General features: G+C 72.8%; 12 protein-coding genes. 3 read left to right on the top strand and 9 right to left on the bottom strand.

Translation table 11 applies throughout. From position 1 onward, the window contains the following. Positions 1-10 precede the first annotated feature (10 nt). The 5 genes from BUE30_RS14925 to BUE30_RS14905 all read right to left on the bottom strand — a co-directional run bounded on the left by BUE30_RS14925 (position 11) and on the right by BUE30_RS14905 (position 7,805). The gene (locus tag BUE30_RS14925) at positions 11-1,000 is read right to left on the bottom strand and encodes a glycoside hydrolase family 3 N-terminal domain-containing protein (protein ID WP_073332826.1); all 990 of its coding nucleotides are present in this window, start codon (positions 998-1,000) and stop codon (positions 11-13) included. Beyond that, positions 1,000-2,241 carry an SPOR domain-containing protein gene (locus tag BUE30_RS14920; protein WP_083601410.1) on the bottom strand — a complete coding sequence of 414 codons (1,242 nt, stop codon included), beginning with the start codon at positions 2,239-2,241 and terminating at the stop codon, positions 1,000-1,002. Before BUE30_RS14920 ends, BUE30_RS14925 begins: the two co-directional genes overlap by 1 nt. Before the next feature lie 107 nt (positions 2,242-2,348). Next, on the bottom strand, positions 2,349-4,088 hold the full coding sequence (argS, locus tag BUE30_RS14915; protein ID WP_073332820.1) for an arginine--tRNA ligase: 1,740 nt from the start codon (positions 4,086-4,088) through the stop codon (positions 2,349-2,351). A gap of 28 nt (positions 4,089-4,116) precedes the next feature. After that, positions 4,117-6,087 carry a cation:proton antiporter gene (locus tag BUE30_RS14910; RefSeq protein WP_073332815.1) on the bottom strand — a complete coding sequence of 657 codons (1,971 nt, stop codon included), beginning with the start codon at positions 6,085-6,087 and terminating at the stop codon, positions 4,117-4,119. Positions 6,088-6,590: 503 nt separating this feature from the next. Then, complete coding sequence (locus BUE30_RS14905; RefSeq protein WP_073332810.1) at positions 6,591-7,805, bottom strand: deoxyguanosinetriphosphate triphosphohydrolase; 1,215 nt, start codon at positions 7,803-7,805, stop codon at positions 6,591-6,593. 96 nt (positions 7,806-7,901) lie between these two features. Between BUE30_RS14905 and BUE30_RS14900 the strand changes: the two genes are divergently transcribed. The 3 genes from BUE30_RS14900 to BUE30_RS14890 all read left to right on the top strand — a co-directional run bounded on the left by BUE30_RS14900 (position 7,902) and on the right by BUE30_RS14890 (position 9,574). Continuing rightward, positions 7,902-8,231 (top strand): HesB/IscA family protein, encoded by a 330-nt coding sequence (locus tag BUE30_RS14900; protein WP_073332805.1) that lies wholly within the window; start codon positions 7,902-7,904, stop codon positions 8,229-8,231. A 108-nt stretch (positions 8,232-8,339) separates the two neighbouring features. After that, the gene (gene xth / locus BUE30_RS14895; protein ID WP_073332801.1) at positions 8,340-9,122 is read left to right on the top strand and encodes an exodeoxyribonuclease III; all 783 of its coding nucleotides are present in this window, start codon (positions 8,340-8,342) and stop codon (positions 9,120-9,122) included. Positions 9,123-9,229: 107 nt separating this feature from the next. Then, positions 9,230-9,574 carry a hypothetical protein gene (locus BUE30_RS14890; RefSeq protein ID WP_139300580.1) on the top strand — a complete coding sequence of 115 codons (345 nt, stop codon included), beginning with the start codon at positions 9,230-9,232 and terminating at the stop codon, positions 9,572-9,574. Here BUE30_RS14890 and BUE30_RS14885 read toward each other — a convergent pair. The 4 genes from BUE30_RS14885 to BUE30_RS14870 all read right to left on the bottom strand — a co-directional run bounded on the left by BUE30_RS14885 (position 9,547) and on the right by BUE30_RS14870 (position 12,482). After that, the gene (locus BUE30_RS14885) at positions 9,547-10,671 is read right to left on the bottom strand and encodes an FAD-dependent monooxygenase (RefSeq protein WP_073332795.1); all 1,125 of its coding nucleotides are present in this window, start codon (positions 10,669-10,671) and stop codon (positions 9,547-9,549) included. The genes BUE30_RS14890 and BUE30_RS14885 overlap by 28 nt on opposite strands. 48 nt (positions 10,672-10,719) lie before the next feature. Next, entirely contained in the window at positions 10,720-11,142 is a 423-nt protein-coding gene (gene dksA / locus BUE30_RS14880) for an RNA polymerase-binding protein DksA (RefSeq protein WP_073333043.1), read from the bottom strand. Between the two features lie 376 nt (positions 11,143-11,518). Beyond that, positions 11,519-12,067, bottom strand: a complete 549-nt coding sequence (locus BUE30_RS14875) for an HdeD family acid-resistance protein (protein ID WP_073332792.1) — start codon at positions 12,065-12,067, stop codon at positions 11,519-11,521. A 112-nt stretch (positions 12,068-12,179) separates the two neighbouring features. Continuing rightward, positions 12,180-12,482, bottom strand: coding sequence for a hypothetical protein (locus BUE30_RS14870; protein WP_073332787.1), 303 nt, complete (start codon positions 12,480-12,482; stop codon positions 12,180-12,182). Between the last annotated feature and the right edge of the window lie 56 nt (positions 12,483-12,538).

Genomic DNA, 12,538 nt, shown 5'->3' with positions numbered 1-12,538 from the left:
GATCGGGCGCTCAGCCCAGAAGGGCGGCAAGTTCGTCCTCGAGCGCCTCGATGTCAACGGGATCGGGGGCCCGCCGTGCGGCAAGGGCCGCCTCGGCCCGCGACAGGGCCGCGCCCTCCAGCCGGGGGACGTGGGCGATCACGTCCTCGCGCCCGGCACGGTCGCCGTTGCCGTAGAGAACGACGTCGCAGCCCGCCGCGATCGAGGCGGCGGCCCGCTCGCCCGGGCTGCCGGTCAGCGCCTCCATCCCGATATCGTCGGTCATCAGAAGGCCCCCGAACCCCAGCTCCTGCCGGATCAGCCAGATCAGCGTGGGCGAGATCGTGGCGGCGCGGTGCGGGTCGAGCGCCCGGTAGACGATATGCGCGCTCATCGCCATCGGCAGGTCCGACAGCGCGGCGAAGGGCGCGAAATCCCGCGCCCGCAGCTCGGCCGCCGGCACCTCGATCCGCGGCAGCGTGAGGTGGCTGTCGACCCGGGCCCGCCCGTAGCCCGGAATGTGCTTGAGGCAGGGCAGCACGCCCCCCGCCAGCAGCGCCTCGGCCGCCGCGCGGGCGGCCGCGACCACGGTCCCGACATCGCTGCCGTAGAGGCGGTTGCGCAGGACGGGATGCGTCTCGGGCTCGACCAGGTCGGCGAGCGGCGCGGCGCTGACATCGATCCCGACCTCGTGCAGCTCGTGCGCGATGAGGCGGTTGCGGATCCACTGGGCGCGGATCGGCGAGTCCGCCCGCTCCATCTGGTCCAGCGCGGGCAGGAACTCGCGCCAGTGCGGCGCGCGCAGGCGCTGGACGCGCCCCCCCTCCTGGTCGATCATCACCGGCACGTCGCGGCCGAGGATCGCCCGGACATCCGCCGTCAGCACCCGCAGCTGCCCCGGCGCCTCGACGTTCCGGCCGAACAGGATGATCCCCCAGGGATCGGCCCTGCGCAGGAAGGCCCTCTCCTCGGAGCCGATGACTTTGCCCTCGAGGCCGAGGATCGCGGCGCGAGGCGCCATCAGCGCACCACGACCGGGATGCAGTCCGCCGATTCCGCGACGAGGGCCGAGCAGAACCGGCGCGCATCGGCCAGGTCGCCGAACCCCATGACCCGCAGGCGGAAGAAGGTCTGCCCCGCACTCTCGGCCTCCTGGATGAGCGGCTGCCGGTCGGCGATGAAGTCGGCGAAGGTGGCCGAGGCGCCGGCCCAGGCCTCGCGCGCGGCCTCGGGCGAGGGGAAGGCGCCGAGCTGGACCAGCACCGTGTCCAGCGGCACCGGCTCCACGCTGACCGGCACGCCGCCCGGGGCGGCGGCGGCGGAAGAGGCGGCTGCGGGCGACGGCGCGGTGCGCGTCCGCGCCACGGGGCGCAGGGCCCGGGCGAGGCCGGGCGCGCTTTCGGGCAGGATGTCGGCCTGGTCGATGATCGCGGGGCCCGAGGCGATGTCCTCGGGCGGCAGGCCCGACAGCGGCTCCGCCCCCCGCGCGATCGTGTCGGCGAGGGCGAGCACCTCCTCGGCCGTCAGCGGGCGGTCGGGAGTGATCGAGAGGTCCGCCGTCGCAGTCGCCGCGGCGGGCGCCGCGGGCGGCGGCGGCGGACCGATCAGGTCGGCCGGATCGATCCCGGTGGAGGGGGCCGGGCCCGGCGCCGGCGCGGGGCGCGCCGCGGCCGGAAGGGCGGCCGGGACCGCGGCCGGCGCGGCGGTCATGCCGAGATCGGCCGGAGAGGGGCCGTCCGCCGCGTCGATCCGCAGGTCGCCCTCCGGCGGCAGCGGCACCGCGATCAGGTCGTCCTCCTGCGGGGCGGTCGGCGCGGGGGCGAGGAACAGCGTCTCCTCGGTCGGGGCCGCGCCGCCCATCGCCGCGACCTCGTTCACGGCGAGGCCGGCATGCAGGGCGATCTCGCCGCCCGGCGTGGTCGGCCGCTCGCGGAACGGGCCGCTGGCGGCGTGCACGACCGGCAGGCCGGTCGCGTCGCGCACGAGAAGGCGATAGCCCCAGATGCCGACGCCGATGATCAGGGCCAGCGACACCCCGGCGGTCGCGAACTGCACCGCCCGCCCGGCCCGGGCCAGCAGCCCCCGGCGCGGCGGCAGGTCGCTCTCGTCCACCTCGCCCTCGCCGACATCGACATAGTCGCAGGCGCCCATCGACCGGGTCCAGTCATCGGCCTGCGGCCGCCTCGCGCCGTCCTGCGCACCGTCCTGCGCACCGGGCTCCCGCGACGGCCAGCGACCGTCCTCCCAATCCATCACCGCCATGCGCCTGCCCCTTCCGCCGGGTGCCGGCACGTGCCGGGCCCCGATCTACCGCTCGATCCTCGCCCGGGTCCGTCGACCGGCCCGGGGACCGGCGGGGGCGCCGTTGATCAGCGCATTTCCTCCACCGGAACGACGCCGAGGATACCGAGGCCCTCGCCGATCACAACGCCCGCCGCCCGCGCCAGCGCGATTTTCGCCTGACTCGTTGCAGCATCGCCCTCCTGGAAGAAGCGCAGCGCCGGCTCCTCGTTGCCGCGGTTCCAGAGCGCGTGCAGGTCCGAGGCGAGGTCGTAGAGATAGAACGCCACCCGGTGCGGCTCGTGCGTACGGGCCGCGATCTCCACCAGACGCGGCCATTCGGCGATCTTGCGGGCGAGACCGATCTCGGCCTCGTGCTCCAGCGCGCCCACGGCGCCGGCCAGCGCGGACTCGTCCACCGCGATCCCCGCCTCGCGCGCCCGGCGCAGCACCGAATGGATCCGGGCATTGGCGTATTGCACGTAGAAGACCGGGTTGTCCTTCGACTGCTCCAGAACCTTGTCGAAATCGAAGTCGAGCGGCGCGTCGTTCTTGCGCGTCAGCATGTGGAAACGGGTCACGTCCGGTCCCACCTGGTCGAGCAGGTCGCGCAGCGTGATGAAGGTGCCCGCCCGCTTGCTCATCTTGAACGGCTCGCCGTCCTTCCAGAGCTTCACGATCTGCGCCAGCTTGATGTCGACCGGCACGCGGTTCTCCGACAGCGCGGCGACCGCAGCCTTCATCCGCTTGACGTAGCCGCCGTGATCGGCGCCGAACACGTCGATCAGCTGGTCGAAGCCGCGCTCGATCTTGTCGTAGTGATAGGCGATGTCCGGCGCGAAATAGGTCCAGGCGCCGTCCGACTTGCGGATCGGCCGGTCGACGTCGTCGCCGTATTCCGTGGACCTGAACAGCGTCTGCTCGCGCGGCTCCCAATCCTCGGGGATCTTGCCCTTCGGCGGCTCGAGCGTGCCCTTGTAGATCAGGCCCTTTCCCTCGAGATCGGCGATCGCCGCCTCGATCCGGCCCGTCCCGTAGAGCGACTTCTCCGAGAAGAAGACGTCGTGCCGCACGCCCAGCGCGGCGAGGTCGTCGCGGATCAGGTCCATCATCCGGTCGGTGGCGAAGGGCCGCACGATCGGAAGCCACTCGCCCTCGTCCTTGCCAACGAGGCTGTCGCCGTATTCCGATTTCAGCGCCTCGCCGACCTCGATCAGGTAATCGCCCGGATAGCTGCCCTCGGGCCAGTCGACGGACAGATCGTGCGCCTCGAGATAGCGCAGGTAGGCGGACCGGGCGAGCGTGTCGACCTGCGCCCCGCCGTCGTTGATGTAGTATTCGCGGGTGACCTCGTGGCCGGTATAGGCCAGCAGGCTCGCCAGCGCGTCGCCGAAGACGGCGCCCCGCACATGGCCGACATGGACCGGCCCCGTGGGATTGGTCGAGACGTATTCGACGTTGACCTTCGCCCCCTGCCCCATCGCGGACCGGCCGAACCCGTCCGCCGTCAACGCGGCGCGGACGAGATCGGGCCAGACGGAGGCCGCGAGCCGGAGATTGAGGAAGCCCGGCCCCGCCACCTCGGCCTGGTCGATGCGCGGATCCTCCGCCAGCCGTGCGGCCAGCGCGGTCGCGATGTCCCGCGGCCTTGCCCCCGCGGGCCCCGCCAGCACCATCGCCGCGTTGGTCGCCATGTCGCCGTGCCCGGGATCGCGCGGCGGCTCCACCGTGACGTTGCCGAGATCGAGCCCGCCCGGCAGGACGCCGCTCTCGGTCATGTCGGTGAGCGCCTTGACGACGAGGGCGCGGATGTCGGCGAAGAGGTTCATGGCGTGCGGCTCCTTTACGGGGGCCGGACTACGCCCCGCCGGCGGAGCGGTCAACGGAGGCGAAGCCGTCCCCCGTGCCGTTGCCCTGTCCCCCCTCGCGATCCGCCTCCCTGTCGGCCTGGCGGTCGCGGCCGCTCTGCTTGCGGGTCTTGGTCTCGCCCTTCTCGGCCTCGCGCTCGGAACGCAGGCGCGCCTCGGTCTCGGGCGTGGTCATGGTGACCAGCCGGACGCCGGGGCCGGGCCGCACGTCGTCGCCGTCGATCAGGAAGGACAGGCCTGCATTCGGCCCGATCCGTCCGATCAGCTTGGCGTCGGGGCGCCGCTCGGCCCAGTCCTCGAAGCCGAACTCGTCGGTCAGGCGGGTGATCCGGACGCCCCAGCCCTCGTGGATCATCCGGTCGAGCTCGCGCAGGGTCATGTCGCCCGCGATCACCGCCCCGCCGAGGCCGGGGGGCAAGGCGAAGCGGGCGCTGTCCCGCTTCTCCCGCGCGACCTGGTAGACCTTCTCGCGGCCGAATTCGGGTCCGAGGTCGGTTCCGATCAACGTGTTGTAGGCGTCGTTGTCGGTCGCGGCGAGGATGGTGTCGTAATGCATCAGCTCGAGGTTCTCCTCCGCCGCCTCGGACAGGATGTCGCCCGCGAAGATCGGCACCCCCTCGATCCGGCTGCGGATGAGCCGGCCGTAATTGGGATCGGTCATCAGGACCGGGACCCCGGCCCGGTACAGCGCCTCGGCCAGTGCCTTGGTGAAGGGCGAGGCGCCGACGATGATCAGGCCCGGCGTCTCGGCCCCCGACAGGCCGAGCGCCCGGGCGAAGGGGCGCAGCGTGAAGCCGTGGACGACGACCGTCACCGCGACCAGCACGAAGGCGAGCGGCCCGATCAGCGACCCGTCCGTGACCCCCGCCTCGACCAGCCGCTCACCGAAGAGCCCGGCCACGGCGACCAGCACCACCCCGCGCGGCGCGGTGAAGGCGAGCAGGATCTGCTCCTTCAGCGGCACGCTGGAATTGAGGAACGAGATCGCGACGGTCAGCGGCCTGGCGAGGGCAATCACCGCCACCACGAACAGCGCCGCCCGCCAGTCCAGCGCCGCGAGCTGCCCGAAATCGAGCGCGGCCGCCAGCAGGATGAACACGCCCGAGACGAGCAGGATGGTGGCGTATTCCTTGAAGCGGCGGATCTCGGTGTAGGAGGCGAGCTCGGCATTGGCGATGACGATCCCCATGATCGTGACGGCCAGCAGGCCGCTCTCGTGGAGGACCGCGTCCGAGATGCCGAACACCGCCAGCAGGATCGAGATCAGCACCGGAACCTTCATGAATTCCGGCACGTGCCCGCGGCGGAACGCCCAGGCGATGCCGTAGCCTCCCGCGACGCCCAGCGCCGTGGCGGTCGAGATCCCCCAGGCCAGCGCCCAGACCGCCTCGCTCACCGAGGTCGCGGTCCTCAGCACGAGGACGATCTCGAAGGCGAGGACCGCGGCCAGCGCGCCCACCGGGTCGTTCAGGATCGCCTCCCATTGCAGCAGGGCCGAGGGGCGCCGGGCCAGCCGCGCCTGCCGCAGCAGCGGGGCGATGACCGTCGGGCCGGTGACGATCATGATCCCGCCGAACACGGCCGAACTCTCCCAGCTCAGCCCGGCGGCGAAGCGCAGGGCCAGCGTCGAGAGCAGCCATCCCACGGGCGCCCCGACGAAGATGAGCCGTCGCACCCCCTCGGCCGCATCGCGCAGACGGCGGATGTTCAGCGTCAATCCGCCCTCGAACAGGATGATCGCCACCGCCACCGCGATCAGGGGCTGCAGCAGCGGGCCGATATCGCGCGCGGGATCCATGAAGCCGGTGACGGGCCCGACGATCAGCCCCGCGCCCAGCATCAGCACGATGGCCGGCAGGCGCAGCCGCCAGGCCAGCCATTGCGACCCGACGCCCAGCGCCCCGATCGTGGCGAAAGCCATGACGGGCGCCAGCCCTTCCGCGGCGGTCTCGACTGCCATTCCCGTCCCCTCGTCACCGCCGCGCGACGCCGCGGCCCGAATGGCCCATCGTGGCGCGCCGCCGCCCCCCGTCAAGACCGCGTCAAGACCGCATCGGGCCCGCGTCGGGTCCATGTCGACCATGCCCGGGCCCGCCATCCGCCCCGCATTCCCGGCCACGGCCCCGCCCCCGGGCCCGGCGCCCCTGCCCTCGCGGCGGACCCATCCGCCTCGCATAGCCGCTCCGCCGCCCCGGCCCGGGGGCGGACCGACCCTCCTTCGCAGGGTCGCAAATACCGTCCGCACCCCCCGCCCCTCGCCCCCGGCCCCTGAGTGGCGGGGCCGGACCCTGCCCTCGCGCGACCCCGATCGAGGCGCAGACGCCTCGCCGGCCCCGGACGTTGCGCAGGCCGCCCGCCCCGCCGCCGGCCCCGGGGCGGCCGGCGCGACGGTGGCAGGACGCTGGCGGGACGGCGGGCGGGGCGATGGCGACAGCCGAGCGCCGGCCCGCCGGCCCGCCGGCCTCAGGCGATGCCGAGGACGCGGGTGCGCTCGACCATGTCCGAGCCGGTGAGGCGGGCATGTTCCTGGATCGCGAAGCGGTCGGTCATGCCGGCGATGTAATCGGCCACGATCCGGGCCAGCGCGGTGTCGCCCCCCGGCCCCGCGGCCGCCTCGGCCACGTCCTTGCGCCATTGCTTCGGCAGCTGCGACGGATCGGCCATGAAGAGCGGAAAGAGATCGTTCACGATCCGGGTCACCTCGCCCCGCATCTCGACCACCTGCGGGTGGCGGTACATCCGGTGGAACAGGAAGGTGCGGATCGTGTCGATATCGGCCTTCAGCGCGGGCGAGAACAGGACCATCATCCGCCCCGCCTCGCGGATCTCCTGCGCGCTCCGCGCGCCCGAGGCCTCGAGCGCCGACCGCGCCTGCGCGATCACGTCCTCGACCAGCACCCCGAAGAAGCGGCGCAGCGCCTCGTGCCGGCGGCGGTAGTAGTTCAGCCCGGGATATTTCGCGTCGACCCGCGCGAAGCACTCCCTCAGCACCGGCAGCTCCGCCAGCTCGTCGGTCGAGAAGAGCTCGGCCCGCAGCCCGTCATGCAGGTCGTGATGCGAATAGGCGATGTCGTCCGACAGCGCCGCGACCTGCGCCTCGGCGCTGGCATGGGTCGACAGCTCCAGATCGTGGCGCGCGTCGTAATCGGCCAAGGCATAGGGCACCGGTTCGCCGACCGGGCCGTCGCCCCGAGGGGGCGCAACGGGACCGTTATGCTTGGCGATGCCCTCCAGCGTCTCCCAGGTCAGGTTCAGTCCGTCGAACTCGGCATAGTGCCGCTCCAGCGAGGTCACGATGCGGATCGCCTGCGCATTGTGATCGAACCCGCCATGCGGCTGCATCAGCGCGTCCAGCGCCTCCTCCCCGGTATGGCCGAAGGGCGGGTGGCCGAGATCGTGGGCCAGCGCGACCGCCTCGGTCAGCTCGACGTTCAGCCCCAGCGCGCCCGAGACGGTGCGGGCGACCTGCGCCACCTCGATCGAATGGGTCAGCCGGGTGCGGAAGTAGTCGCCCTCGTGCTCGATGAAGACCTGCGTCTTGTGCTTCAGCCGCCGGAAGGCGGAGGAATGGATGATCCGGTCGCGGTCCCTCTGGAACGGCGAGCGGTGGGCGGAGCCCTCTTCCTCGTGGAGCCGTCCCCTGCTCCGCTCCGGAAGAGAGGCGTAGGGGGCCGTCATCGGCGTGCCTCGTCTCTTGGTGATCGTCTTGTCCGGTCTGCCGGGTTTTCCTATATCGGGGACCTGCAGCCCGGACCAGCAAGTGATTGGACCCCCATGCTCACCCTGCCCCCCAAGGTCACCCCCGCCACCTACGACCGCCTCGCCGAGATCGGCGCGGCGGCAGAGGGCAAGGCCCTGCGCATCGCGGTCGAGGGCGGCGGATGCTCGGGCTTCCAGTACGCCATCACGCTCGACGCCGCGCAGGAGGACGACCTCGTCCTGTCCGGCGGCGCGGGGCAGTCCGTGGTGGTGGATCCGACCTCGCTGCCCTTTCTCGCCGATGCGGTGATCGATTTCCGAGACGAGCTGATCGGCGCGCGCTTCGTGATCGACAATCCGAACGCCGCCTCGTCCTGCGGCTGCGGCACCTCCTTCGCCATGTAGGCGCGCCATGCAGGCGTCGCGGGACGGGCCCATCCCGGGCTTGCGTCCGGACCGCCTGCCGCGCAGAACGATCCCCGTGCCCGCCCAACGCGGGACCGAGGAGGGCCCATGCGGATCGCGACCTTCAACATCAACGGGATCAAGGCGCGGCTGCCCCGCGTCATCGACTGGCTGTCCGAGCAGTCGCCCGACGTCGCCCTGCTGCAGGAGATCAAGTCCGTCGACGAGGGCTTCCCCCGCGAGGCGATCGAGGATCTGGGCTATAGCGTCGAGACCCACGGGCAGAAGGGCTTCAACGGTGTCGCGATCGTCAGCCGCCTGCCGCTCGAGGACGTGACGCGCGGCCTGCCCGGCGACGACGCGGACGAGCAGGCCCGCTACATCGAGGCGACGGTGATGGGCGAGCGGCGGGCGGTGCGGCTCTGCTGCCTCTACCTGCCGAACGGGAATCCCGCGCCGGGGCCGAAATACGACTACAAGCTCGGCTGGATGGCCCGGCTGGAGACGCGGGCGAAGGAACTGCTCGGCTCCGAGATGCCGGCGGTGATGGCGGGCGATTACAACGTGATCCCGCAGGACGAGGATGCAAAGCGCCCGGACGCCTGGCGCGAGGACGCGCTGGCCCTGCCGGCGACGCGGGATGCCTTCCGCCGGATCGTCAATCTGGGCTTCACCGACGCCTTCCGCGCCCGGGTCGGCGGCGGCGGGCACTACTCGTTCTGGGACTACCAGGCCGGCGCCTTCGACCGCGACGACGGGATCCGGATCGACCATCACCTGCTGACGCCGCAGGCCGCCGACCTGATGACGGATTGCTGGATCGAGAAGGCGGAGCGCGCGAAGGAGAAGCCCTCCGATCACGTGCCCGTCTGGCTGGAACTCGCCGCGTGAGGACCGCTCCGGTCCCCGGGCAGGCTGGCGTCCCGGGACGGGCCGCTCTCGCTGCGCTCCTGGCGCTGACCGCGGTCGCCGCCTCGCCCGCGGCCGCACAGTGCCGGATGGCCGGCGCCGGCGCGGCTTGTGCCGAGATCCGTGGCCCGTCCGCCGTGCCGACCGACCTCGGCCCCGGTCCCTACGCGGTCGGCGAGACGGTGCCGCGCACCGGTGCCGGGACGATCCTGCACCAGCCCTGGTATTACGGTCTGCCCCGGGCGGAGGGCGCCTGGATCTACCTGCGGGTTGAGGACGACGTGTACCGCGTCTCGGTCGCCGAGTACCGGGTGATCGAGCGGGTCACGCCGCGGATGCGCCGCTGGTGGGACGATCCCGTCGGCAGCTACGCCCAGCCGGAGCGGCCGCCCCGCGGGCCGCTGCCTCAGATCGGGGCCTCTGACGGGTCGTAGGCATAGACCCGCTCCAGCCCCCGGGCGAGCAGCCCGCCCCCCACCGCCAGCACCGCCTGCGCGCCCCAGCTGAGGGGCGGGCGCAGGTGAAAGCGCCAGGCATTGCCGCGGGCGAGCCGTACCACCGCCTCGGCCCGGGGGCGCCGCGCCGCCTCGTAGCGGGCCAGCGCCTCGGGAATCGTGCCCGCCAGATCCAGCGCCCGGCCGAGGATCACCGCGTCCTCCAGCGCGAGATTGGCCCCCTGCGCGAGGAAGGGCAGCGTCGGATGGGCCGCGTCGCCCAGCAGCGCGGCCCGCTTTCCGTCCTGCCAGCGCGCCGCGACGGGCCGCAGGTGCAGACCCCAGAGATGGACCTCGCGCAGCGCGCCGAGATCGTGGCCGAGCACCGCGCCGAACCGGGCGAAGCGGCGCCGGAACACCTCCGGATCGCCCTTCTGCCGCCAGCCCTCGCCGGTGAAGTCGCGCCGCTCCTCGACCGCGACGAGGTTGCGCAGGCTGCCGTCCCGCAGCGGGTAGCTGACGACATGCGCGCCGGGACCCATCGCCAGCACGGCGGGCGCGCGGGCCTCGCCCCGGCCGGGCAGCAGGGCCCGCCACGCCACCTGCCCGGTGAACTGCGCCCGGACCCGGGCGTCGATCGCGCCGCGCCAGTCGCTCAGTCCCCCGTCCGCGGCGACCAGCAGGTCCGCCGCCCCGGCCGTGGCGGAGCCGGGGCGCACGGCGCTCGACATGCGCATGTCCACGCCGGCCGCGGTCGCGGCCTCGGTCAGCAGGGAGAGAAGGTCGGCCCGATGGATGTACCACGTCGCCCCGGACCGGGGCGGCGGCACGCGCGCGACCGTCCGGCCGGAGGGGGCCCGGATCGCGGTCCCCTCGGACAGGACCGCGCCCGCGGGCGGGCCGTCGCCGCACAGGCCGAGCGAGCGCAGGGCCGCCTGTCCGTTGGCGCTGACCTGCAGGCCCGCGCCGACATCGCCGAACGCCTCGGCCCGTTCGTGGAGGGTGACCTGCGCGCCGGCGCGGGCCAGCGCGAGCGCGGCGGCCATGCCGCCGATCCCGCCGCCGACGACGAGCGCGCGGGAGCGGTCCAGTCTCACGGAAGATCCGTCGCGGGCGGAGGGGAGGTCATGCGCCCGCCCCCGCCCCTAGTCGTCCCGGTGGACCCGCTCGCGGCGCTCGTGCTTTTCCTGCGCCTCGAGGCTCATCGTCGCGATCGGACGGGCGTCCAGCCGCTTCAGCGAGATCGGCTCGCCCGTCACCTCGCAATAGCCGTACTCGCCCTCCTCGATGCGGCGCAGCGCGGCGTCGATCTTGGAGACGAGCTTGCGCTGGCGGTCGCGGGTCCGCAGCTCGAGGGCGCGGTCCGTCTCCTCGCTGGCGCGGTCGGCGATGTCGGGGATGTTGCGCGTCCCGTCCTTCATGCCCTCGATCGTGTCGCGGCTATCGGACAGCAGGTCGCCCTTCCAGTTGAGCAGCTTGCGGCGGAAATATTCGAGCTGGCGCTCGTTCATGAAGGGCTCGTCTTCGGCCGGGCGATAATCGTCCGGCAGGAAGTTCTCCGCTTTCATTTCTGCTCCCATGACCCTCGCTACTCCCCGTGATCGGGGCCGGTCCGTCCGGGTGATCCGGGCCGTCCCGCACGTCGTGCATCCCCGAGTTGCCGCGCCTTTAACCCAGCGGCGGGGGGCTGTCACCCCCCTGCCCGCCGCCCGGGTCCAGAAGTGAAGCGCCCCCGCACGCGGACAATTCGAACCGAAGCCTCGGCATGTTATCAAAGACATACCGGCCGGGTTATGGGTGGAGTTCGAAAGCCTGTCTCCCGTCGGCGGGGGGGGGGGGGGGGGGGGGGGGGGGGGGGGGGGGGGGGGGGGGGGGGGGGGGGGGGGGGGGGGGGGGGGGGCGGGCCCGCCGCCGAAATCGGCACGGGCGGGGCAGCCGCCGGGGTCAGGCGCGCGTCAGGGCGAGGAAGGCGACGCCGGAGGTGATGAGATTCAGCCCCAGCATCAGGCCCAGCGCCCAGAGCGCCGTGCCCGGCAGCCCGAGAAGCAGGAGAAGGCCGAGCAGGATGGAGGCCGCGCCCGAGACCAGCATCCAGCGGGATGCCGGGGCGGTGCCGTGATTTTGCGCCCAGAGCGCGATCTCGAGCGCGCCCTGCGCGGCGAAGAGAATTGCCATCAGAAGCGTCAGCCCGATCAGCCCGTCCAGCGTGACCACCAGGAAGATGCCGGCCGCGATCTGCAGTACGCCCACGAGGCCGGACCACAGGGCCGACCCCCAGGACCGGCTCTGGAACGCGTGGTAGAGCACCGCCGCCCCCGACAGGACGAGAAGCCAGCCCACCAGCACCTTCACCGCGATGGAGGACACGAGGGGAAACAGGACCGCGAGCACGCCGATCGCGATCAACGCCCAGCCGAGGAAGGTGAAGCGGCCGCGATGTTCCTGCACCGCCGAGCGCAGCGGCTCGGGGATCCCGGGGCCCGGATCGCTCATCTCCGGCGCGGGTCGCGCGACGGGCGGACCGGGATCGGGATCGGTTGCGGCTCGGGCGAGAGCGCGCCGCCGACCCAGCCGCGCAGCCGGTCGATGAACTCTGCCAGCACCCTCATGCCCGGCCCTCCCGGCGCAGCACCGCCACTGGCGGCGCCGCGAGGGCGGGGGCCGATCCGCGCGGCCCCTCTGCGTCGCTTTCGGCCCGCAGGAAGAGGGCGACCCCGACCTGTGCGCCGGCGAACACGATCCCGTTGAAGAACCAGAGCATCGCGAGGGCGAGCGGACCGTCGGCGGTCGACGTGACGAGATGGCGCAGCCCCGACATGTCGGCCAGGAGGAGCGCGCCGACGAAGAGCGTCGCGACCCCGAACCCGACGAGATAGTGGATCATGCAGAACCTGGCGAGGCGTGGCATCGGGATAGTCCTCCGGCTGGCCCGTTGAAGCGGAAACGCGGAGCGCCCCCCTTCGT

Source organism: Wenxinia saemankumensis, assembly GCF_900141735.1.
GTDB classification, from domain to species: Bacteria; Pseudomonadota; Alphaproteobacteria; order Rhodobacterales; family Rhodobacteraceae; genus Wenxinia; species Wenxinia saemankumensis.
Note: the sequence above shows the minus strand (reverse complement) of the source record. Positions and strands in the feature narration are given on the sequence as shown.